The organism is Bacillus sp. HSf4 (assembly GCF_029537375.1).
In the GTDB taxonomy this organism is placed as follows: Bacteria; Bacillota; Bacilli; order Bacillales; family Bacillaceae; genus Bacillus; species Bacillus sonorensis_A.
Map to the genome: position 1 here is coordinate 3,381,704 of NZ_CP120679.1, position 20,486 is coordinate 3,402,189.

Annotated in this window: 24 protein-coding genes and 1 pseudogene; 6 read left to right on the plus strand and 19 right to left on the minus strand. The window is 46.2% G+C overall.

Features of this window, described 5'->3' with window-relative positions; translation table 11 throughout:
- Positions 1-218: 218 nt before the first annotated feature.
- Positions 219-1,622: an alanine/glycine:cation symporter family protein gene (locus P3X63_RS17505; protein WP_077735493.1), complete on the minus strand. Its 1,404-nt coding sequence runs from the start codon at positions 1,620-1,622 to the stop codon at positions 219-221.
- Positions 1,623-1,804: 182 nt separating this feature from the next.
- Between P3X63_RS17505 and P3X63_RS17510 the strand changes: the two genes are divergently transcribed.
- Together P3X63_RS17510 and ald are read left to right on the plus strand one after the other, a co-directional pair.
- Positions 1,805-3,043: a sporulation transcriptional activator AdeR gene (locus tag P3X63_RS17510; protein ID WP_077735494.1), complete on the plus strand. Its 1,239-nt coding sequence runs from the start codon at positions 1,805-1,807 to the stop codon at positions 3,041-3,043.
- Between the two features lie 105 nt (positions 3,044-3,148).
- Positions 3,149-4,288: an alanine dehydrogenase gene (gene ald, locus P3X63_RS17515; RefSeq protein ID WP_026588604.1), complete on the plus strand. Its 1,140-nt coding sequence runs from the start codon at positions 3,149-3,151 to the stop codon at positions 4,286-4,288.
- Between the two features lie 44 nt (positions 4,289-4,332).
- On the opposite strand, the gene P3X63_RS17520 is transcribed toward ald, so the two are convergent.
- Positions 4,333-4,929 (minus strand): sulfite oxidase-like oxidoreductase, encoded by a 597-nt coding sequence (locus tag P3X63_RS17520; RefSeq protein WP_026588605.1) that lies wholly within the window; start codon positions 4,927-4,929, stop codon positions 4,333-4,335.
- A gap of 100 nt (positions 4,930-5,029) precedes the next feature.
- Between P3X63_RS17520 and P3X63_RS17525 the strand changes: the two genes are divergently transcribed.
- Positions 5,030-5,626, plus strand: a complete 597-nt coding sequence (locus P3X63_RS17525) for a biotin transporter BioY (RefSeq protein ID WP_026588606.1) — start codon at positions 5,030-5,032, stop codon at positions 5,624-5,626.
- 117 nt (positions 5,627-5,743) lie between these two features.
- Here the strand turns inward: P3X63_RS17525 and P3X63_RS17530 are convergent, their stop codons facing one another.
- The 3 genes from P3X63_RS17530 to P3X63_RS17540 form a co-directional block, all read right to left on the minus strand.
- On the minus strand, positions 5,744-7,096 hold the full coding sequence (locus P3X63_RS17530; RefSeq protein WP_179115646.1) for an IS1182 family transposase: 1,353 nt from the start codon (positions 7,094-7,096) through the stop codon (positions 5,744-5,746).
- Positions 7,097-7,240: 144 nt separating this feature from the next.
- Positions 7,241-8,569: a Na+/H+ antiporter family protein gene (locus tag P3X63_RS17535; protein ID WP_026588607.1), complete on the minus strand. Its 1,329-nt coding sequence runs from the start codon at positions 8,567-8,569 to the stop codon at positions 7,241-7,243.
- 158 nt (positions 8,570-8,727) lie between these two features.
- Complete coding sequence (locus tag P3X63_RS17540; RefSeq protein WP_077735495.1) at positions 8,728-10,218, minus strand: leucyl aminopeptidase; 1,491 nt, start codon at positions 10,216-10,218, stop codon at positions 8,728-8,730.
- Between the two features lie 163 nt (positions 10,219-10,381).
- Here P3X63_RS17540 and P3X63_RS17545 point away from each other — a divergent pair, with 163 nt between their 5' ends.
- Positions 10,382-10,858, plus strand: a complete 477-nt coding sequence (locus tag P3X63_RS17545; RefSeq protein WP_026588609.1) for a divergent PAP2 family protein — start codon at positions 10,382-10,384, stop codon at positions 10,856-10,858.
- 47 nt (positions 10,859-10,905) lie between these two features.
- Here the strand turns inward: P3X63_RS17545 and P3X63_RS17550 are convergent, their stop codons facing one another.
- The 4 genes from P3X63_RS17550 to P3X63_RS17565 form a co-directional block, all read right to left on the minus strand.
- Positions 10,906-11,571 (minus strand): 3D domain-containing protein, encoded by a 666-nt coding sequence (locus tag P3X63_RS17550; protein WP_277692939.1) that lies wholly within the window; start codon positions 11,569-11,571, stop codon positions 10,906-10,908.
- Between the two features lie 135 nt (positions 11,572-11,706).
- The gene (locus P3X63_RS17555) at positions 11,707-12,027 is read right to left on the minus strand and encodes a YuiB family protein (protein ID WP_026588611.1); all 321 of its coding nucleotides are present in this window, start codon (positions 12,025-12,027) and stop codon (positions 11,707-11,709) included.
- A 76-nt stretch (positions 12,028-12,103) separates the two neighbouring features.
- Positions 12,104-12,232, minus strand: a complete 129-nt coding sequence (locus P3X63_RS17560) for a YuiA family protein (RefSeq protein WP_035428456.1) — start codon at positions 12,230-12,232, stop codon at positions 12,104-12,106.
- A gap of 183 nt (positions 12,233-12,415) precedes the next feature.
- Positions 12,416-13,633 carry an NAD(P)/FAD-dependent oxidoreductase gene (locus P3X63_RS17565; RefSeq protein WP_179115653.1) on the minus strand — a complete coding sequence of 406 codons (1,218 nt, stop codon included), beginning with the start codon at positions 13,631-13,633 and terminating at the stop codon, positions 12,416-12,418.
- Positions 13,634-13,975: 342 nt separating this feature from the next.
- Here P3X63_RS17565 and yumC point away from each other — a divergent pair, with 342 nt between their 5' ends.
- Positions 13,976-14,974, plus strand: coding sequence for a ferredoxin--NADP reductase 2 (yumC, locus tag P3X63_RS17570; protein WP_026588613.1), 999 nt, complete (start codon positions 13,976-13,978; stop codon positions 14,972-14,974).
- A 35-nt stretch (positions 14,975-15,009) separates the two neighbouring features.
- Here the strand turns inward: yumC and P3X63_RS17575 are convergent, their stop codons facing one another.
- Complete coding sequence (locus P3X63_RS17575) at positions 15,010-15,213, minus strand: DUF2116 family Zn-ribbon domain-containing protein (RefSeq protein ID WP_026588614.1); 204 nt, start codon at positions 15,211-15,213, stop codon at positions 15,010-15,012.
- Between the two features lie 140 nt (positions 15,214-15,353).
- Here P3X63_RS17575 and P3X63_RS17580 point away from each other — a divergent pair, with 140 nt between their 5' ends.
- Positions 15,354-15,578, plus strand: coding sequence for a cold-shock protein (locus P3X63_RS17580; protein ID WP_026588615.1), 225 nt, complete (start codon positions 15,354-15,356; stop codon positions 15,576-15,578).
- A 280-nt stretch (positions 15,579-15,858) separates the two neighbouring features.
- Here the strand turns inward: P3X63_RS17580 and P3X63_RS17585 are convergent, their stop codons facing one another.
- The 9 genes and pseudogenes from P3X63_RS17585 to P3X63_RS17625 all read right to left on the minus strand — a co-directional run bounded on the left by P3X63_RS17585 (position 15,859) and on the right by P3X63_RS17625 (position 20,486).
- A complete protein-coding gene (locus tag P3X63_RS17585) occupies positions 15,859-16,338 on the minus strand; it encodes a GNAT family N-acetyltransferase (RefSeq protein ID WP_026588616.1) in 480 nt (159 codons plus the stop codon).
- A 94-nt stretch (positions 16,339-16,432) separates the two neighbouring features.
- Positions 16,433-16,525, minus strand: a pseudogene (locus P3X63_RS17590) (iron-sulfur cluster assembly accessory protein); the annotation flags it as partial.
- 223 nt (positions 16,526-16,748) lie between these two features.
- Complete coding sequence (locus P3X63_RS17595) at positions 16,749-16,934, minus strand: hypothetical protein (RefSeq protein WP_277691578.1); 186 nt, start codon at positions 16,932-16,934, stop codon at positions 16,749-16,751.
- 147 nt (positions 16,935-17,081) lie between these two features.
- Positions 17,082-17,312, minus strand: a complete 231-nt coding sequence (locus P3X63_RS17600) for a phage holin (protein ID WP_277691579.1) — start codon at positions 17,310-17,312, stop codon at positions 17,082-17,084.
- 20 nt (positions 17,313-17,332) lie between these two features.
- Positions 17,333-18,232, minus strand: coding sequence for an N-acetylmuramoyl-L-alanine amidase (locus P3X63_RS17605; protein WP_277691580.1), 900 nt, complete (start codon positions 18,230-18,232; stop codon positions 17,333-17,335).
- Positions 18,233-18,302: 70 nt separating this feature from the next.
- Complete coding sequence (locus P3X63_RS17610) at positions 18,303-18,506, minus strand: BhlA/UviB family holin-like peptide (RefSeq protein WP_277691581.1); 204 nt, start codon at positions 18,504-18,506, stop codon at positions 18,303-18,305.
- Between the two features lie 24 nt (positions 18,507-18,530).
- Positions 18,531-18,713, minus strand: coding sequence for an XkdX family protein (locus P3X63_RS17615; RefSeq protein ID WP_277691582.1), 183 nt, complete (start codon positions 18,711-18,713; stop codon positions 18,531-18,533).
- On the minus strand, positions 18,714-19,004 hold the full coding sequence (locus P3X63_RS17620) for a hypothetical protein (RefSeq protein ID WP_277691583.1): 291 nt from the start codon (positions 19,002-19,004) through the stop codon (positions 18,714-18,716).
- 12 nt (positions 19,005-19,016) lie between these two features.
- Positions 19,017-20,486 carry a phage baseplate upper protein gene (locus P3X63_RS17625; RefSeq protein ID WP_277691584.1) on the minus strand — a complete coding sequence of 490 codons (1,470 nt, stop codon included), beginning with the start codon at positions 20,484-20,486 and terminating at the stop codon, positions 19,017-19,019.

The following is a 20,486-nucleotide window of genomic DNA, read 5'->3' on the forward strand; positions in this document are numbered from 1 at the left end:
ATTTCCATCCAGCAAAAATTCTAGAAATCTAGTAAAAAAATCTCAATTTTCATCAAATATTCAATTTGAATCAAAAGCGATGGTTCTATTTGACTATGTGCAAGCTTTTTAAAGTCCATAGTGAAAAGGATGGATTGCATTATAATGAAGAAAAACGCCGAGAAGGCGCTCAGACCAAAAAAGCCTGTCTCCTTATCTTGGAGACAGGCTTTTTCGCCTCACCCGGCTTTTAGTTTCGCCGGCTTTTGCCGGTTGTAATGATTTAAAAAGAAATCGTCGGTTTCCGCGCGAATGACCTTCCATAATAAAACAAGAGCCACCAGGTTGGGAATCATCATCAACGCGTTCGCCATGTCGGCAAAAGCCCATACCGTATTCAGGCTTGCCACAGCACCGTAAAACGTGATGAATACGTAAGCAACACGGTAAATCGGCACCCATTTTAAGCCGACAAGATATTCAAGACATTTTTCTCCATATACATACCAGCCGACAATTGTTGAATAGCCGAAAAAGATCACCGAAAACGTAACAATGTACTTCCCTGTTAACCCTAAAGAAGAGGCGAACGCCGCATTCGTGAGCGCCCCCGCGTCAAGGGATGTATCATGGGCAACTCCGGAAATCAACCCGCCTGAAGGATCCCAGAACCCTGTAATGATGAGGACAAGCCCTGTCATTGTGCAAACGATCAATGTCACAATAAACGTTCCCGTCATCGCCACCAGCGCCGATTTAACAGGATGATCGGTTTTGGCATTCCCGGCGATGAGAGCCGCTGTTCCTAAACCGGCTTCGTTTGAAAAGATCCCCTTGGACATTCCGTTTCTGATCGCTTCGGACACGACCACTCCTGTGAAGCCTCCAGCCGCAGACACCGGGTTGAAAGCATGATAGAAAATCAGCTGAAACGCCGGAATGATTTGATCATAATGCAGGAAAATGATAATCAATGAACCGCCGATATAAAGAATCGCCATCACCGGCACAAAAATGCTTGCAACCGTGCTGACGCGCTGAAAGCCGCCGAAAATAATCGCCGCTGTCAGCACTGCGAGCACAAGGCCGATAATCCAATCTTGGATGCCGAATGTATGTGTGACGACCTCAGCAATCGTATTGGACTGGACAGAGTCGCCGATTCCAAAAGAAGCGAGCACGCCCGACAGCGCAAACAAGACGGCGAGCGGCTTCCACTTCTTTCCGAGACCTTTTTCAACATAGTACATCGGTCCTCCGGAATACTCGCCGCGTTCATTTTTGACACGGTATTTCATTGCCAGCAAAGCTTCACTGTATTTGGTAGCCATACCCAAAAGGCCGACGAGCCACATCCAGAACAAAGCCCCCGGGCCCCCTACCGTAATCGCCGTGGCCACCCCGGCGATATTGCCGTTTCCAATCGTCCCGGCCAGCGTCGTCATCAGCGCTTTGAAGTTGCTGACATCGCCGTCTGCACCCGCAGACTCTTTTTCTTTTCCGAAAGCGAGCTTGAAAGCATATATCAATCGTTTAAATTGAAGCCCCCTCAGGATCACCGTCAAAAAAATTCCGGTCCCTACAAGCAGAACGATGCCCGGGACTCCCCATAAAATGCTGTTAATTTTCTCTAATACCAACACCGCTGTCTACTCCTCTTATTCCAAAATAATTAAATTTGTTGTAATAGCTGTCACCATTCATGAAATATAATGAATCGCGATTAACTTTTTTGTTGATTTTCACAAACAACTATATTCATAATAAAAGTAAGATGGGTATATGTCAAAATTTTTTCATGCAAACATAAAAGTAGGGGTTTTTTATGAACAATCGAGTGAATCCTTTTAAATACCAATACGACCGTTTGGAAGATGTGGCGGATCATATCAGCGAGGTGCTGAACTGCCCGATTACGATAGAGGATGTCAACCACCGCCTCCTTGCTTACAGCACGCACAGCGACTATACCGATCCGGCGAGAACATCGACGATCATCGGCCGGCGCGTTCCGGAAAAGGTGATCAACAAGCTCTGGAAAGACGGAACGATTCCAGCTTTGATGAAAACAGACGAACCGATCAGGGTGGAGCAAATCGATGAAGTCGGTCTGAGCAGCCGCGTGGCGATCTCAATCTGGAAAAACAGCGAAGTCATCGGTTTCATTTGGGCTCTCGAAAGCCAAAAAACACTGTCGGAAGACGAGCTTCACCTCTTAAGGCTTGCCGCCGATTCCGTGAAGAATAAGCTTTTGCCATACCAGGTCCGCAAACGAAAGAATGAACAGCGCAGCCAGGAATTTTTCTGGAAGCTGCTCACAGGGCATATTTCAGAGGAACAGGAAATTGCCGACGGCTTTCATCAGCTCGGCATCAGGGTGCCGTCTTCCTACTCTGTCTTCATCATCCGCCTGAAAAACGAAATTGAGGAAAAAACCGAAAAACAGCTCAATTATTTATTGGAGACGACACAGCAGGTGCAAATTTCGCTGGCCACGATCGACTATAATGAGCTGATCATCCTCGCCGCTCCGAAAACAGGGGAAAACGGACAGCCTTTTAACGATTTAAAACAGTTTGCCGGAAGTATTCAAAAGCAGCTTAGTGAGCGGTACAAGCTGAACGACTGCACGATTTCGATCGGAGGAATGTACGGGTCGATCACCCGTGTGCACCAATCCTATCAGGAAGCGCTCTCCGTCTTAAAAGTAAAGGAGCGGTTTGCGGACGAAACAAAGCATCTCGTCAGCTTTTCAGAGCTCGGCATTTATCAATACCTCGATGTGCTTGCCGAAAAAAGAAAACACGCGAACTATCCAAATTATTCGCTCATGCAGCTTGAGGCTTATGATCAAGAACACCACTCCAATCTCGTCGAGACCCTTGAGCAGTTTATCGAGTGTGACAGCAATGTCAACACCGCTGCCAAAAAGCTGAACATTCATGTCAATACATTAAACTACAGGCTGAAGCGGATCGGCAAAATCGCGGAAATCGATTTAAAAAACATTAATGAAAAGTTTACGATTTACCTTGAAATCAAGCTTCGCAACATGCATTTGTGAGATTCCACAAATGCATGTTTTTTTATTTTCTTATTCGAACAAAGAAAATTCTAAATTGTCAGTATAAACTAAAAGAACAGTAACCATAGAAGGAGGAGCGACGCGATGATGATCGGGGTTCCGAAAGAAATCAAAAACAATGAAAACAGGGTGGCGCTGACTCCCGGTGGAGCAGCGCAGCTGATTGCCGCCGGCCACCGCGTCATCCTGGAAACAGATGCAGGTGCGGGAAGCGGATTCGAAAATGAGGATTATGTGTCAGCAGGTGCGGAGATCGCCGAAGAAGCAAAAACGGTTTGGAATACTGCGGAGATGGTGATGAAAGTAAAAGAGCCTTTGCCTGAAGAGTATCCCTATTTTCGCGAAGGGCTGATCTTGTTCACCTATCTCCATTTGGCTGCGGAGCCTTCTTTGGCTGAAGCTCTAAAACAAAGCGGTGTCATCGCCATCGCTTATGAAACGGTAAGTGACGGCCGTTCCCTTCCTTTGCTGACGCCGATGTCGGAAGTCGCCGGACGGATGGCCGCCCAGATCGGTGCGCAATTCCTTGAAAAGCCGAAAGGCGGAAAAGGCATATTATTAGCCGGCGTTCCCGGTGTGGCTCGCGGAAAAGTGACGATTATCGGAGGAGGCGTCGTCGGCACAAATGCGGCGAAAATCGCGGCGGGTCTTGGCGCCGATGTGACAATGATCGATTTGAACGCAGATCGGCTCCGCCAGCTTGACGATCAGTTCGGCCATCAAATCAAAACGCTGATGTCAAACCCGGTCAATATTGCCGATGCTGTCGCTGAAGCCGATCTTCTCATTTGTGCGGTGCTGATTCCCGGCGCAAAGGCTCCGACATTGGTGACGGAAGAAATGGTCAAACAGATGAAGCCCGGCTCCGTTATCGTGGATGTCGCCATTGATCAAGGCGGAATTGTCGAGACGGTTGACCACATCACGACCCATGACAATCCGACATATGAAAAGCACGGCATTGTCCATTACGCCGTCGCCAACATGCCCGGCGCCGTCCCGCGGACATCCACAGTGGCGCTGACAAATGTAACGGTTCCATACGCCCTTGAGATCGCAAACAAGGGCGCGGAAAAAGCGGTTCTTGAAAATCCAGCCTTAAAGGCCGGCGTCAATGTGGCAAGCGGACATATCACATATGAAGCGGTGGCAAAAGCTTTAAATGACAGCTATGTACCGCCGGAATTGGCGCTTGAAAGTTCGTCGTCAGCGGCTGGGGCGTGACATGTTCAAAAGACAGAGGCTTACTCGCAGGCCTCTGTCTTTTTTTAATCAAAGCTGTATCTTTCTTCTTTCCAAGGGTCTCCCCTCATATGGTAACCATTTTTCTCCCAAAATCCCGGGTGGTTTTCCTTTGTAAACTGGATGCCCCTCAGCCATTTGGCGCTTTTCCAAAAATAAAGGTGCGGCATGATCGCCCTCAGCGGAAAACCGTGCTCAGGAGTAAGCGGAGCGCCGTTATGGGAGTGGGCCAGCAAAGAGGAATCCAGCAAAAAATCCTTCAGCGGCACATTGGTCGTCCAGCCTTCCTCAGCGTGCAAGATCACATATCGGGCTTCCTCAAGCGGCTTTGCGATTTTGGCTATCTCCTGTGTCTTGATTCCCTTCCAGACATTATCGAGTTTTGACCATCCCGTCACACAGTGGATGTCGTTTGACACTTCGCTTTCCGGGAGCTCGCACAGTTCCTCAAAGGATAATAAGAGCGGCTGTTCAACCAATCCGTAGATTTGCAGATTCCATTTTGACAAATCTCCATAATCGGGAACATCGCCTGTGTGAAGGACGGGAAACGTCGTGGTGACATTCTGGTTCGGGGGCACTCTGTCAGATGGCTTGTGCTGTTTTGCTTTTCCAAAAAACATGTGGCAAGCACCTCTCTTTTGTTAACTAGTATAGAAATAAGGTTGACAAACTCTTTCATCATCTTTTACGATAGGAGGAGAATGAAGGAGGAAGAACAACATGACAAAACAAAAGCTTCGTGCCAGTGACATGGCGCTTGCTGGAATGTTTGCCGCTCTGATGGGAATCGGCGCCAACATCACTTCGTTTGCTCCCTTCCTGCAAATCGGCGGAATTCCGCTGACGATGCAGCCGTTTTTCTGCCTGCTGGCGGGCCTTCTGCTCGGCCGCAGACTGGGGGCGTTATCCATGATTGTTTATGCGTTGGTTGGCTTTATCGGCGCGCCTGTTTTCGCCTCGTTTTCCGGGGGAATATCCGCTCTTTTCAAGGGCAGCGGCGGTTTTATTTTATCCTACATCCCCGCGGCATATGCCGCAGGCTGGATCACAGACAGAAAATCCGAGCCGAAAGCAGCCGATTTTTTCACCGCTTCAGTCATCGGTACATTGATCATCTACCTGATCGGCGTCAACTATATGTATTTCGCTTTTAAAACTTGGCTGAACACACCGATCACCTATTCTTACGCCTGGGTCATGATGACCTGGTTTTTCATCAAGGATCTGGCCTTCTCCGTTCTGTTGGCCGCCCTCGCCTCAAAAGTTTACAAAGCGGTTCAGAAAGCCGCCGGCTTCAAAAGAAATCCCACTTTTTAAAAAAAGAGAACCTTCAGCTTGTAGAGAAACCCATGTTTTTCTACAAGCTTTTTGTTTTAAATAGGTTTTGATATGTTTTTCTTCTTACAAAGAAACAGAAAAAGGCCTCCCACACTCCTAGCCTAGCTTCGCTAGGTGTGTGGCAATCTTCTTCATATTCTGGCAGGTAGCTGTGAGGAGAACTTGTTCCGTCACATTCCGTTTTCCCCTCAACCGGCAGTAGCGAAGCCCATGCAGCTGTTTTGAATCTGCAAAGCTTCGCTCTATTTTTTCTTTTCTTTTTTTGTAGAGGTTTTTTCCTGAGGCAGTCAAACGATTTTCCCTGACCTTTTCTTTATGATCCTCCCATATGTGTCTTGAAACGACCTTCTGATGGTTTTTAGATCGTGTACAGCTCTCAAGCAGAGGACATGAAGCGCATTTTTCAGGATTTGATTTATAAAACCTGTAGCCTTTTCGATCGGTTGTGGAGTAAAAAAGTGTTTGTCCGTTTGGACAAATGTACTGATCTTTTTCATTGTCGTATTGAAACTTCCATTTAGGAAACAAACCTTTTTTAGGATGAAAGCGTCTGTGGGCAATGACGCCAAAAATATGGCGGTCGGAAAGCCCTTTACAGATTGGTGTTGTTAAATAGCCGGAATCCAGAGCGACGGCTTCAACTTGAAAACCAAATCGTCCGATTTGGTGATCTAAACGATCAAGATAAGGTGCAGAATCATGGACATTGCCAGGTGTTACATAGACATCGGTGATGATATTGTATTTCATATCCGTTGTTCGATGATCCAAATAGAAAAAACCTTCAGGTTTATTTTCACGGTAAAGATAGCCGCTTTCGGGATCGGTGGTACTGTGGCGAATTTCTTTTTTAGCTTTCACCTCCTCTTTGGCTTTTAAAGACTTTTTTCCGTGCGCCTCTCGATCTTCTTGCACGGCTTCATCCAAGTCCTTTATATAGTTTTGTGTATCCTGTTCAATTGTTTTCCTCGTATATTTATGCTTGTTGGCGTTGGCTTTGAGATGGGTTGAATCGGTAAAAAGGACACGCCCGCCAACCATTTCGTGATTGATGGCTTGAAGGACAATTTCATCAAAAATATCTTGGAAAATGGTTGTATCTTTGAAACGAGTGCGTCGGTTCCAACTGATCGTTGAATGATGAGGAACTGGATCATTGATATTTAATCCTAAAAACCATCTGTAGGCCATATTGTAGTAAATTTCTTTTTCGAGCTGTCTTTCTGAACGGATACCGTACAGGTATCCGATAAACATCATTTTGAATAAAATCAATGGATCGAGAGATGGCCGGCCATTATTCTCACTGTAGTAAGGCTTAACCTTTTCAATAATGAACGAGAAATCTATGTATTTGTCAATTTTGCGTAGCAGATGATCCTCTTCAACAAGTTGATCAAGCAATACGAATTCGGCTTCGTTTTGAGAAGAATTTCTGGTGTAGAACATTAGCAAAACACCTTCCTTTTAAGTCCTTTTCTTTATTATAAAATGAAGAAATGGATGATTTAAGGGAAAAATAAAAGACTGTCGAGATTTTCTCGACAGCCTGACCTTTGCGGGTTCTCTTTTCATTTTAACAAATATCCAAAATTAAAGGACGATAGCCGCGATCCAGCCAAACAGGATCAGCGGGATGTTATAAAAGATGAACGTCGGCACACAAGTATCCCAAATGTGATGGTGCTGTCCATCGGCATTTAAGCCTGATGTCGGTCCTAACGTACTGTCGCTCGCAGGCGAGCCGGCATCTCCCAAAGCTGCCGCCGTTCCGATAATGGCGATCGTCGCCAGCGGGCTGAAGCCGAGCTGTGAGCAGAGCGGGACGAATATCGTGGCAATGATCGGGATCGTCGCAAATGATGAGCCGATTCCCATTGTAATCAACAGCCCGACGATCAGCATCAATAGCGCGCCGACAACCTGGTTATTGCTGATCAAACCGGTGGATGCTTCAACAAGGGATTTGACATGGCCCGTTTTCTCAAGCACATTGGCAAAACCTGCAGCGGCAAGCATGACAAAGCCGATAAACGCCATCATGTTCATCCCGTTTGTGATCAATTCGTCGGCTTCGCCTCGTTTCATGGCGCCGCTTAAGAATAAGACCGCCAATCCGCTGAGCGCGCCGAAGATCATCCCGTCAACATCAAGGCTTTGTGACAAATACAGCTGCACGCTTAATGAAACGGCGATGGCCAGCACTGCGATAGAGAGGCTTTTTTTCGTATAAGCCGCAGGTTTTTGACCGGCGATTTCCTTCATTTCATATGTGCGCGGTTTCCGGTATACGAAAGCGGCGATTGCTAGCCCCACAACCATTCCACCAACCGGAATGATCATCGCCAGCGGAATATCCGAAAGAGAAACGGAGAGTCCCGCGTCTTTCATATTATCTTTCAAAATCCCCTGGAAAATCTGGCCGAAACCGACCGGAAGCAAAATATACGGAGCCGTTAATCCGAAAGTCATCGCACACGCAATGATCCGGCGGTCAACTTGAAGCTCATTTAAAATTTTGAGCAGCGGCGGGATTAACACCGGGATAAATGCGATATGAACGGGAACGACATTTTGCGACATACAGGAAATGATTAAAATCACAAGAACGATCAACACTTTTGACAGTGTTTTGCGCCGCGTGTCCCCTTCTTTGCCGATCAGCTTTACAGCCGCTTCAACCATGGCATCCGGGAGGCCCGTTTTCGTCAAAGCGACCGCGAATGCGCCGAGAAGCGCATAGCTGACGGCTACCGTCGCATTTCCTCCAAGCCCTTCGGTAAAGACGCTGACCGTCTGACCGAGGCCGAGCCCGCCAGTCAGACCGCCGGCAAGGGCGCCCGCAATCAAGGCAATGACAACATTGACCCGCAGCAGGCTTAATATCAGCATAACAATAACTGCAATCACAACTGCATTCATATTTAAACCTCCGAAAAAACACTTTAGTTTGCTAATGTAGTAGATAATTAAAGTAATGAACGTATATTACCACATCTTTTGCGATTGCGTCAATGAAGCTTTGAAAATGTGAAAATTAACCAATAAAAAAATCCCCTGGTGAAGGGGATTCTAAAAGATCATACATCTCCTGTAAACCGCTCAACAAACGTGACAAGCGTTCTCACCATCACACCTGTCCCGCCTTTTGGCCCGAAGCATGTATGCTGATTTGTCGTTGCCGTTCCGGCTATATCAAGATGCACCCATGGCGTCTGCTCTGCGAATTCACCGAGAAAAGTCCCGGCCATTATGGCGTGGCCTTCTCTGCCGGGCGAATTGTTTAAGTCGGCCATTTGGCTGTTTTTCACTCTCTTTTTGTCCTTTTCTGTTATCGGAAGCTGCCAGATCGCTTCTCCCGCTTCATCAGCGGCTTCCCGCACCCGGTCATAAAGCGGCGCGTGATTCGTCATGGCCCCCGTTGTTTCCGTGCCGAGAGCGACGATGACGCCGCCTGTCAGTGTCGCGACATCGATCAATACGTTTGCTCCATGGTGTTTCGCATAAGTCAGACCGTCGGCCAGGGCAAGCCGTCCTTCAGCATCCGTATTCAAAATTTCAATCGTCTTGCCGCATAAGGAAACGATGACATCGTCGGGCTTCATGGCGCTTCCGGAAATCATATTGTCCGTAGACGGGATGACAGCGAGAACATTTTGCTCGGGACGAAGTTCGCCGATCGCTTCCATCGCCCCTAAAACGCTTGCGGCTCCTCCCATATCCGATTTCATCCCGACAATGCCGTCCTTCGTTTTAAGAGAATAGCCACCTGTATCAAACGTGATTCCCTTGCCGACCAAACCGATCACATCATCCCATGTTTCTTTTCCTTGATATTTAAGCACGATCATTTTCGGCGGTTCTTCAGACCCTTGGTTGACCGCCAAGAGCCCGCCCATGCCGAGTTCTTCCATTTCCTCTTTCTCAAGGATTTCGCATTCGAATTCGTATTTAGCCGCCAGTTCAGCCGCATAGGAAGCGAGATCGGCCGCGGTCAGCATATTGCCCGGCATATTGACGAGCGTTCTGGCTGAATTCGTGGCATGTCCATACACTTGGCCGACATGAAGGCTTGCCTGAACCTCCTTCAGGTCATGATCAGTTAATACGAAAACGTTTTGCAGGTGGTGCTCGGGTTCGTTCGGTCTGTGCTTGTAATCCTGCACCTCATATGTTGAGAGCATGCAGGACTCCGCCAGTGCATGGGCGGCATCGTTTGCATCGATTTGATCAGATACAAAGCTGTCTAGCAAAACGGTTATGTCCTGCTTTTTGTCTTTGTGAATCATTTGAACCGCTTCTGCAAAGCACCGCTTTGCATCCTCGAACGAGAAGTCCGCTTCCCGGCCCAATCCGACGACATACAGCCGTTTAACTCCCGTAAGCGAGGGGGTAAATATTTTAGAAACTTGCGCTTTTTTGGAGGATACATCACCGTTTTTTAACAGCTGCAAAAGCTGGCCGTTCAACAGGCGGTCGATTTCTTCCGCTTTTCCGTACAGACGGCTTTTTTTAAACAATCCGATCAGCAGCGTTTCTTTTTTTTCAAAGTCTTTAAAGGCATAAAACATCTGTCCACAGCTCCTTACCAGCAGAGTGAGTAAAATTGAAGCAACAATGTTATAATAGGAAAAACATTTTTTCCTTATGAGGTTTCATATGATATATTTTAGCAAATAACCGCATACTTTTCTGAATTCATCTCTATTTTTTTTTAGAAAGGATGTTCTGAAAATGGAAATCCTCAATAACTTTCCTTTACTGGCGAGCTTCGCTGCCATCTTTTTTGCTCAGTTCATCAAAGTGCCCATTTATTTTGTCGTCTCAAAAAAATGGGATTGGCGGCTGTTGACCAGCACGGGGGGGATGCCGAGCTCTCATTCAGCGGCCGTTACGGCCCTGTCAACGGGTGTGGCTCTTGACCATGGGATGGATTCGTCTTTATTTGCCGTCTCTTCGATATTTGCGGTCATTACGATGTTTGATGCGACCGGAGTCAGAAGGCACGCCGGAGAACAGGCGACGGTCATCAACCGGCTCGTCCGCGACTTCAACCGCTTTGTCAGTGAGGCAAAGGATTTTCCAAAAGTGCATCAGGAGGAAAAGCAAAAAAAGTTAAAAGAGCTGTTGGGCCATCAGCCGATCGAGGTCTTTTTCGGAGGATTGACCGGCATCGCTTTAACGCTGATTCTGCACTATTTATTCATGTAAAATAAAAAACGTTTAAGCCCGTTTTTCGGACTTAAACGTTTTTTTGCTTATTCTTTCGCCATTTTATATTTTTGCCTGAATACCTGCATCGATTTGTTTTCATTCAGCTTCATGAGATCCTCTTCGGTCACGGAGCCGTCCCCTTTTTTAATGACATAGACATCAAGGGTTTTCTTTCCCCATTCATTATAGACATCTTCAACCGTTTCATAATACAGGTCCAGCCTGTTCCCTTTAATCGCCGATCCCGTATCAGCGACCACGCCGTAGCCGTAGTCGGGAATGAACAAAATCGTTCCGATCGGAAACACGTTCGGGTCCGCTGCAACGGTCGAATATAAATCTCTTTTCACTTTGACTCCTGAATATGTAAGCCCGTACTCAGGATCGTGAGGCTGTTTTCCAGTCGATTCAACCCCTGCGGTATAGCCTGTTGCCGTGACTTTTTGTTTCGGATATTTACTCCAGTCAAATGCGTCTTCAAGTTTTTTCGGTTTGTTTTTAATTTGCTTGGCGGCAGACAAAGACGTCGTTTCCGCCCTTTCTTTCGGAAGTGATTTAAAGGTTAGCCCCAATTGTTTAAGGGACAGGTCCCGTTCTTTTGCCCAGTTTGATAAATCCTCTGCTTCGACGCCTGATACGGCAAAGAAAGTCGTCATGAAAGCCAGGACGAACAATATCGTCATCAAAAAGCGCCTGCACATTGTTATCACTTTTCTCAAATCTTCCCACTCCTCTCACCATCTAGTTGTTTCCAAGAGTGGGCGGAAATATTCAGATGGCGAGATAATTTCAAGAAAGTTGGGAAAATTCACACCAAAAAACCCTCTTCAGCAAAAAGAAGAAGGTTAAAACATTTGGTATCCTCTTTTTCGCAAAGCTTTGATCGTGACTCCTGACAAAAGGGCCCCGGCCATCCCGCTTGCTAAAATAATAATGTCCGCCGCAGCCAATGAAGCCACCCTGTCAAAAAGTCCGGAAAACGCCTCTCCGGGCGTCTCCACATAGCGAATTAATTTTTCCTTATTGACAATGAAAAGGCATACAATCGGATAAATGACAGCCATGATCCACGACATCCTGAGCAGCATGTTCAGCAAAAAACCGATTCCGAAAAACAAGACGAAAAACAAGACAACTGATATGATGACAACTGGTAAACTGATCAAAGCCTTCCACCCCCAAGTAACCTCTTTTAGTGTACATTGGAGAAGGAGCTTGAGTCAATCATTGGAAAGTCTTGATTCAGCGGTCTTTTCCGGTCCCCTGGCAGTGGCTGCACGTTTCCGAACCGCCGAGCAGAAGCTGAAAATAACCTTTGCCTGAACAAAATGTGCAGGTTTCTGAGCGCTGCTTAGTTGAAGAAGTCTTCATCACACACACACCTTTTTTCTTAATTTTCAGATAATAATATCATGAAGATTGTCAATGAGAAAGTCAGAAAATATAACGGAATATTTCATGTAAGCGCTTAAAAACAAGACCTTCTTCCGTTTTCTTTCATTTTTGAAGTTTTTGATCGGAAATAAAAAGCCCGCAGCACATGCTGCAAGCTTCTTAGAAAAATTTAAATTTCCCTTTCTTCAGGACGAGCCCCGGTCCTCCGATCATGAAGAGCGAACGGTTGTCGATCATCTTCTTCATAAAGGAAGCACTTGTACCGGTCATTTTTTTGCCGAAAGCGATGCCGATTGCATCGTGTTCGCCAAGCGAAGCGACAGATCCTTTATTATCGAACGTGAATGTTTCAGTTTCTTTGCCGTGGATCAACGCCGCAATATTTGCCGCACAAGTCTCTCCCTGCTGCATGGAAATTTGCGCTGTCGGCGGATATGGACGATCGGTTTCTTCGTTGATGACAAGCGAGCAGTCACCGATGACAAAAATCTCATCATGGCCGTCAACCCGAAGATCCGGCTTGACTTTGACACGGCCGCGCATATTTTCAAAACCCGATTCTTCAATCACCGGATTTCCTCGGACACCGGCAGCCCACACCACCGTTCCGGCCTTGATTTCTTCGGTCTCGTCATCTTTTCCGACAATGATGCCGTCTGGTTTGCATTCTTTTACGGCTGTTCCGATTTTGAATTCGACGCCTTTTCCTTCAAGGAAATTGACCGCATAATCGACAAGTTCGGGGTCAAAACCAGGGAGGGCGGACGGTGCGGCCTCGACGCAAATCAAGCGGACCTGCTGGCGGTCAATATCGTATTCCCTGCACAATTCGGGAATGCGGTTGGCCAGCTCACCTAAAAATTCGATTCCAGTAAAACCTGCGCCTCCGACAACAATCGTCAGACGCTCAGGGCGCTTTTCGGCTTCTGTGTTGTATGTCGCAAACTGGTATTCAATATGCTCCCGAAGCTGGCGGGAGGAATCGATGTTTGAAATCGGGAAAGCGTATTCCTTTAATCCCGAAATGCCGAATGTCTCAGGAACGGCTCCCAAGGCAACGACAAGGTAGTCGTATGCAATCTCGCCGGTTTCCAGAACGACCTTTTTTTCTTCTTTATTGATTTTCTTCACCGTGTCCTGAACAAAACGGACGCGGGATGTGTTGATGACATCTTTAATTTGATAGCGGCACCTGTCGTGATGAAGCGTGCCTGCGCTTGCCTCGTGCATCCATGTTGTTTCATAATGATAGTTGTGCTTATTGACAAGCGTAATGTCCGCTTCATTGATGCCGATTTTTTTGACAAGTCGCGTCACAGTCATTAATCCACCGTAACCTGCACCTAACACTACTACTTTTGGCTTATTCAACGGAATCACATCCACCTTTTCTATATTTTACTGCTAAGCCGGATAAAAATAGCCTTTGGGTTATTTTCGCCCTCTCTCCGGCTTTTTATGAAAAAAAGATTGTGAAACCCTTCACTTTAGATCCGTCCAAAAACGGATCGCTTTCCAACTGATTGACAAAAAAAATTCATAAAACATTTATGAAATGTTCACAACTACATCATAGCGATTCAGAATTGGTTTTTCAAGATTCGATATGCCGCCGGCGAAAAGCGGTTTTGACCGCTGAAAAACAACAGACATACTCGTATTTATTTTATGTGATATGATATAATTAAGAACAATTTTCATTTAGGAGGCATTATTTTCATGCGTGAAGACTCAAAAGTATATGATATTACGATTATCGGAGGCGGCCCGGTCGGCCTGTTCACCGCGTTTTACGGCGGAATGAGACAGGCGAGCGTCAAAATCATCGAAAGCCTGCCGCAGCTCGGAGGCCAGCTGTCCGCTTTATATCCGGAAAAATACATATATGATGTTGCCGGCTTCCCTAAAATCCGCGCCCAGGAGCTTGTCGACAACTTAAAGGAGCAAATGGCCAAATTTGAACAGACCGTTTGCCTTGAACAGGCTGTCGAAAGCGTGGAAAAGCAAGCCGACGGCATATTTAAGCTTGTCACAAACAAAGAAGTTCACTATTCGAAAACTGTCATTATTACAGCCGGTAACGGCGCGTTTCAGCCGAGAAAGCTTGAACTTGAATCCGCGGCTCAATTTGAAAACGCGAACCTTCATTACTTCATCGATGATCTGAATCAATTCGCCGGCAGACGCGTTGCAGTGCTGGGCGGAGGGGACTCAGCTGTAGACTGGGCGCTGATGCTTGAACCGATTGCAAAAGAGGTGTCGATCATTCACCGCCGCGACAAATTCCGCGCCCATGAACACAGCGTCGAAAACCTCCGAAATTCCAAAGTCAACGTGCTGACGCCGTTTGTGCCGACAGAGCTGATCGGCGAAAACAAAATAGAGCAGATCGTCATTGAGGAAGTCAAAGGAGAAAGAAAAGAAGTCATTGATGTCGATGACGTCATCGTCAACTTCGGATTTGTTTCATCCCTCGGACCGATCAAAAACTGGGGGCTCGAGATCGAGAAAAATTCGATCGTTGTCAAATCGACGATGGAGACAAATATTGAAGGATTTTATGCAGCCGGTGATATCTGCACATATGAAGGAAAAGTCAAGCTGATCGCAAGCGGATTTGGAGAAGCTCCGACCGCGGTAAACAACGCAAAAGCTTATATGGATCCCAAAGCCCGCGTTCAGCCTCTTCATTCGACGAGCATGTTTGAGAACAAATAAAACAAAAAGGAGCCTTACAGAAAAGGCTCCTTTTGTCAAAAGACATTCATATATGAAAATAGCGTTCCCAAAATCAGCACGATCGTTAAAATCGCAACCATTCCTGCTACAGTCAGGATCATCCTGTCTTTGATTTTTTGTGATTGAGGAAGCGGGCTTTCGCATCCGCACGCTTCACATACTTTTGAGCTGTATGGAATAAGCTGACCGCATGCTTTGCAGTTGATTCTTTCTTCCATGATGGGTCCCCTTTTCCCTGATGGGCTTTTGTTCCTAAAAGAACTTGTCCAGAATAGAATAACAAATAAACGAATAGAATGTCTTAGGATTCACAAAATATCCTTAAAATGAATAAAAACCTTTGTTAGGAAGTGACGGTATGTCTTACTACAACAACCGAAATCAAGAACCTTTGCCCAAGGAAGATATCAGCACTTGGGAGTGCACAGCAGAGGAATGCAACGGCTGGATGAGAAAAAACTTCACGAGCAGTGAACGTCCTTTATGCCCTCTTTGCAATCAGGAAATGGTGAGCGGAAGCCGTTATTTAACCTCAATCGCCAACAATACGAGCAACCTCCATCGTCTGTTTAATCAAAAATAGAAATACTCCCTTGCTGAAACCAGGCGAGGTGGATGCCTTTCTTTAATCAATTCTTTGATTTCCCGCATATTTATGTTTTCGCCTGACTGTCCAATCATACTTCGATTCCATCCCCCTGTATGAAAAGAAGATGTTGCTATTCATCATACAATTGGGATTGTCATGTTCATTTGCCAAAATCCAGCCGTCGGGGTGCGGCTGGGCAAAATGAGCATGAGGGATGGTTATGTTCCGCACTTCGGGTTATTAAGGCAGGGTGCTTTTAAATCACTTTCTTTTTTTATGCCAAGCTTTTCAGCAACAGGATTTCATCGCGGATTGGAATGCCGTTATCCGCCGTAAGGGGAATTTCCGGTTTGATTTTCCTTGCTTTTTCCACCGCATTCACATAGAGCTCTCTGAATACATAGCCCCGCTTTTGATAAAATTCCAGGGCGCGTATATTATCGTTGGTGGTGATCAGCTTCACCACGCTGCATTGCTTTTGTTCGGAAACGTGTTCGACTTCTTTTAAAAGAACCGAGCCAATCCCTTTATTTTCAATAGTGCTGTCCAAAGAGACGACTTCACACTCGTTTTCTTCGATGATATAAGTAATCAGACCTGCTATTTTGCCCGTTTCATCTAAAACAGCATACCCTTCCAATTCATCGCATTGAAATGTTCCATTTGAATTCACCATTTCAGGGCTGCCCCAATGGAGGCAAAAAAATTCCGTTACAGTCCCTTTTGGCAATTCGTTCACCGGGATAACCTTCACGTCTTTACCCCCTAGTCGCAATAAAAGCTTTTCATATCACAACAACGCCTTTCTCACAAAAACGATGAGAAAGGCGTTGTTTTACCCGCGTATATCAGCATTCTTCAGGCGTACCGGCGTTTACCGCCGTGCGGAATGATGAGCCGCAGCCGCATGATGCGATGGCGTTCGGGTTGTCGATCGTAAATCAATCGATTAGTTTTCGTTAGATGAAAATCCCGCCATATCAACGATTATAAACGATTTGCACGATTGTTATTGTTCGTAATGGTTGTTAATTCCGATCTTTCATAGCGACGGATCTCGTTAACACAATAATACCCAAACTTATCCGGAATGACAAGCGTTCCTAGTCGTAAAAATGACGAAAAAAAAAACGCCCCATCCGATTAAGGACGGGGCCAGACGATCTATTCGGTTTTTCCGAAGCCTTTGACGTAGGTTAATAGATACGACAGTGCGATCAGTATACCGCCTTGATATAACGGATGAATGATATCGGAAACAATCTCCATCATTCTAACCGGCTTCGGTGATTCTCCGTCAGCTACGTATTGATTCGCGTTAAGATACAGCGTACTTTCGATGTTCGTCAATATGCCGGCCACAATTACGATCCAGCCGAGAACAAATTACACCAGACTAAACTTACGTTCCATACTAACATTTCCCCCGTTTTATAGATTATGTAACACGAGCACCTACGATCTTATACGTAGGTGCTCGCCAAAAAGTTCCGTTACCTATTCGCCCTTAGTCCGCGCTTTCTTCGTCACGTCGTTATTTTTCCAGTACGCCCACAGCGAAGCCACTCCGGTAAATGCGAGCGAAATAAATTGCTGCACGCCTTCCTCATCGACCGGAATCGGACTGTGCCCCGTCATCATAAGCGCTTGGTTAACGAGTGCAAGCGCCAGAATCACGAACCGAGCGACTGTTCCTACGCTAATTTTTTCAGTTGTCTTTACGTTCATAATATCGTCTCCCTTTTCGATTAGTTTACGGAATAGCCTTCTTTTTTCAATGCCGCAGCAAGTTTCGCTTTCGTTTTCGGTCCGTAGATTCCATCAGCAGACAGCCCGTGCATCAACTGGAACCGTTTGACTGCGTTCGCTGTTTTCGGTCCATAATAGCCGTCGATTCCGTTATTCTTGGCGCCTTTGTCCGGATAGAAATAAACCGCTGCGCAAGCCTCCTGAATCTGTCGGACAGCAGTTCCTTTCATCATCGGGCTTTTGTATTTGTAAATGCCGGTCGGTAGCGTGTATTTTTTGGATGATTTCTTTTTGGTTTCCTTTTTAGGCGCTTCTTTTTTCGGTTTTGATTCGGCGGGTTTGCTTGAGCCACCGGACAGGCCGAGATATTTTGCAATGCCACGCGCATGTGCTTCACCGACTGCTTTTACAAAGCCGGAATCCTTGAGACGTTCCGCATCCTCTTTGCGGTCGATAAACAGGTTTTCGGTAAGAACTGCCGGCATGTGAGTTTCACGGAGAACCGCAAGGTCTTTCTGTTTTAACCCCCTGTCCGCAATCTGTCCGTACCCTTTCATGGTCGCAAGGATTTCTTTATGAAGGGTTTCTTGTAGCTTGAGGGTGTCCCCTTTAGTACCCGGATAGCGATATGTTTCGAACCCAGTGCCGCCGCCGGCGTTTACATGAATGGAAACGAAAAGATCAGCGTTCCACCTGTTGGCCATATCCGCACGCTCTGACAGTTCGTAAAAGACATCAGTCGAACGAGTCAACTTGACCTCAACGCCCTTATAATTAGCCTCTAAATAAGATTTTGCATGTTTGACCATCGTCAAGACTAAGTCTTTTTCTTTTAGTCCGTTTGCTGCTGCGCCTGGGTCTTTGCCGCCGTGTCCTGCATCGAGCCAAACTTTTTTCATTTAATCGTCTCCCTTTTCGTTATTTTTCCGTATATAAAAAGCCCGCCGGACTCTCACCGAACGGGCTGCGCTAATCTCTTCCGCGAAACTTTTCTTCGAGTCTATCGAGCTTGTCGATAATGACGTCGTATTTATCGCTGAATTTATCGAGTAGATCCTGTAGCCTCGACTCACGTTCACGATTCGATTTCATAACGTAAATCAGCAGCCACGTAAAAAGGACCGCGAACGGCCCTTGCGTAAAAAAATATTTGATTACGTCGATATCACCCATTAACTACGCCTCCTCTGTCGTTCTTTATGTCGTTGTGCCGCTTGCATCCTCGCTCGGAGGCGAATCCGGATCGTATGGATCTCCGGTGATTTCTTCGTACTGTTCAGGTGTGATGCGGCCGGCAGCCACTACATCGTGAACTTGTTTCTTCGTCCAGAGGCCATCTTCGTAAAAACCTTTGATATACGTAAACCAATCAATCGTCATTTACGAACCCCCTAACGCCATTAGATAATAAAGATCAGCGACCTGTTTCCGCAGATTGTCGACTTCGCTAGGCTCTGATGGGGGCGGCTGCATGCTATCGATGTACTCTTGCGTAGCCGACTCTTTCCAGACATTTTCGTCCGGATAGAATTTCGGTTTATACAAACCTTCTGGCGGAGAAATTGTGGTCGAGTTTTCTGGTAAAACGTAGTTACCTTCTTCGTCGATTTCCTCTACTATGAGAATATCTGTGAGGAGAAAATTAATGTCGTACTGAAAAACTTGGATCAATAAAAACACCTCCTAATTGATCGGAACAACAACGTCCAAATAATAACCCGTCACCGCACTATCGTTATTTGATTGTATTCCGGTGAGCTTTAGATCCCCTTCTGGATAAATTATCAGCTTACTATTACCCATCGTCCCGCTTACAGATACGTTTACTACCGCACCACTTGCCGGCACAAACGAAGTCGGTATCGATCCGAATACAACCTCTCTGCTTGTTACGACATGTCCACGAAGCTGTAGCATATTACCGACCTTCGTATACTGGACCGTCCTATCCCCTGATGTCGCTCCGTTTTTCAACGTAACGTTTACCCACGTCGGGGATTCAATTTCACTTGCTGGCAGAAGACGCCTCCAGCCCATCCAGCCGAGATTACCGTCTCTGTAATTCGAATAGACATTATTTTTGTAATCAGTAGAAATGACCCATCCAAACGTTCCTTTTCCCTCGGTATCTGTGCTCGTAAAATGAAACATTCCTCGATTTGATATTGGAGTTGGGGAGTTTACTGCGCCTCCCGCCGCATAAAATGTCCCCATTCCTTTCCCTAATGAAGTTACCTTTTCTAAGACATCTTCACCGTTGTTTGCTGTGGCAGTTACCCCACCATCATCAGCGCTGATTTTCTTAAGCTGCCCGCCATCCCACTTAGTCCGCTCATTTGCGGTAATATGAACCGTTGTGTTGTTCGCGTGAGTATCAAACTCCATTTTAGACGCTTGCTTCACGTTGTCTACATTCGACAAGCCGACCTGTACTTTTGTTACTGCGTGGGGGTTACTCTTATTTCCGACGTGGCTATCAAAATCGATTTTCGCCGCCTGCTGCACGTTATCAACGTTTGCCAGTCCGACCTGTGACTTCGTAACAGCGTGCGGATTATCCATTTTAGCCGCGTGAATGTCCGTATAGGCCTTCGCATTAGCTTCAGCTGTGTCCGCTTTTTCTTGGGCTCCGGTCTTCGTTTCGATGTTGTCGAGAGTCTCGAATTTCGCCTGAAGCTCCGCAAGCATCTGTTCAGCATCGGCCGACATTTCTTGGATAACGGCTTTAAGCGTTTCAAAATCTTCGATGTAGTATTCGGCGACCGGGGCGATATCCTGATCGACAAGTGCTCTATCGATCTCAAACGAGAATTTATGCACGCTAACGCTTTGTCCGTTGTCATAATTAACATAAAGCTCCGCATTAACCGTTCCGTAATGCGTGACTTGGTCCGCAGTCAAGACATAAAAAATAGCGCCCTTCAGCGCGTCTTCGACTTCTGTATTGACATAGACCTGGCTGCCGTCAGTAAACCTCATGAATAGCTTGGCATGGGTTGCCTTACTTATCGGCAAAGGTACACCGTCCTTTGTCAGGTTAAACGACAACTTTGCGGTCCCTATATCTTGCGTACTAAATTGAATGTTTGCCGAAACACTTCGCTTTATCTTCGAGTTAACATCGAATAGAATATCTGCATTCTTGTAAACCAT

Excerpts from the sequence above, each read along its gene's own strand:
- P3X63_RS17615 (WP_277691582.1), bottom strand. The coding sequence starts at position 18,713 with ATGACGATTGATTGGTTTACGTATATCAAAGGTTTTTACGAAGATGGC.
- P3X63_RS17600 (WP_277691579.1), bottom strand. The coding sequence starts at position 17,312 with ATGAACGTAAAGACAACTGAAAAAATTAGCGTAGGAACAGTCGCTCGG.
- ald (WP_026588604.1), top strand. The coding sequence starts at position 3,149 with ATGATGATCGGGGTTCCGAAAGAAATCAAAAACAATGAAAACAGGGTG.
- P3X63_RS17545 (WP_026588609.1), top strand. The coding sequence starts at position 10,382 with ATGGAAATCCTCAATAACTTTCCTTTACTGGCGAGCTTCGCTGCCATC.
- P3X63_RS17610 (WP_277691581.1), bottom strand. The coding sequence starts at position 18,506 with ATGGGTGATATCGACGTAATCAAATATTTTTTTACGCAAGGGCCGTTC.
- P3X63_RS17535 (WP_026588607.1), bottom strand. The coding sequence starts at position 8,569 with ATGAATGCAGTTGTGATTGCAGTTATTGTTATGCTGATATTAAGCCTG.
- P3X63_RS17525 (WP_026588606.1), top strand. The coding sequence starts at position 5,030 with ATGACAAAACAAAAGCTTCGTGCCAGTGACATGGCGCTTGCTGGAATG.
- P3X63_RS17530 (WP_179115646.1), bottom strand. The coding sequence starts at position 7,096 with ATGTTCTACACCAGAAATTCTTCTCAAAACGAAGCCGAATTCGTATTG.
- P3X63_RS17510 (WP_077735494.1), top strand. The coding sequence starts at position 1,805 with ATGAACAATCGAGTGAATCCTTTTAAATACCAATACGACCGTTTGGAA.
- P3X63_RS17520 (WP_026588605.1), bottom strand. The coding sequence starts at position 4,929 with ATGTTTTTTGGAAAAGCAAAACAGCACAAGCCATCTGACAGAGTGCCC.
- P3X63_RS17625 (WP_277691584.1), bottom strand. The coding sequence starts at position 20,486 with ATGGTTTACAAGAATGCAGATATTCTATTCGATGTTAACTCGAAGATA.
- P3X63_RS17580 (WP_026588615.1), top strand. The coding sequence starts at position 15,354 with ATGTCTTACTACAACAACCGAAATCAAGAACCTTTGCCCAAGGAAGAT.
- P3X63_RS17605 (WP_277691580.1), bottom strand. The coding sequence starts at position 18,232 with ATGAAAAAAGTTTGGCTCGATGCAGGACACGGCGGCAAAGACCCAGGC.
- yumC (WP_026588613.1), top strand. The coding sequence starts at position 13,976 with ATGCGTGAAGACTCAAAAGTATATGATATTACGATTATCGGAGGCGGC.
- P3X63_RS17575 (WP_026588614.1), bottom strand. The coding sequence starts at position 15,213 with ATGGAAGAAAGAATCAACTGCAAAGCATGCGGTCAGCTTATTCCATAC.
- P3X63_RS17560 (WP_035428456.1), bottom strand. The coding sequence starts at position 12,232 with ATGAAGACTTCTTCAACTAAGCAGCGCTCAGAAACCTGCACATTTTGT.
- P3X63_RS17540 (WP_077735495.1), bottom strand. The coding sequence starts at position 10,218 with ATGTTTTATGCCTTTAAAGACTTTGAAAAAAAAGAAACGCTGCTGATC.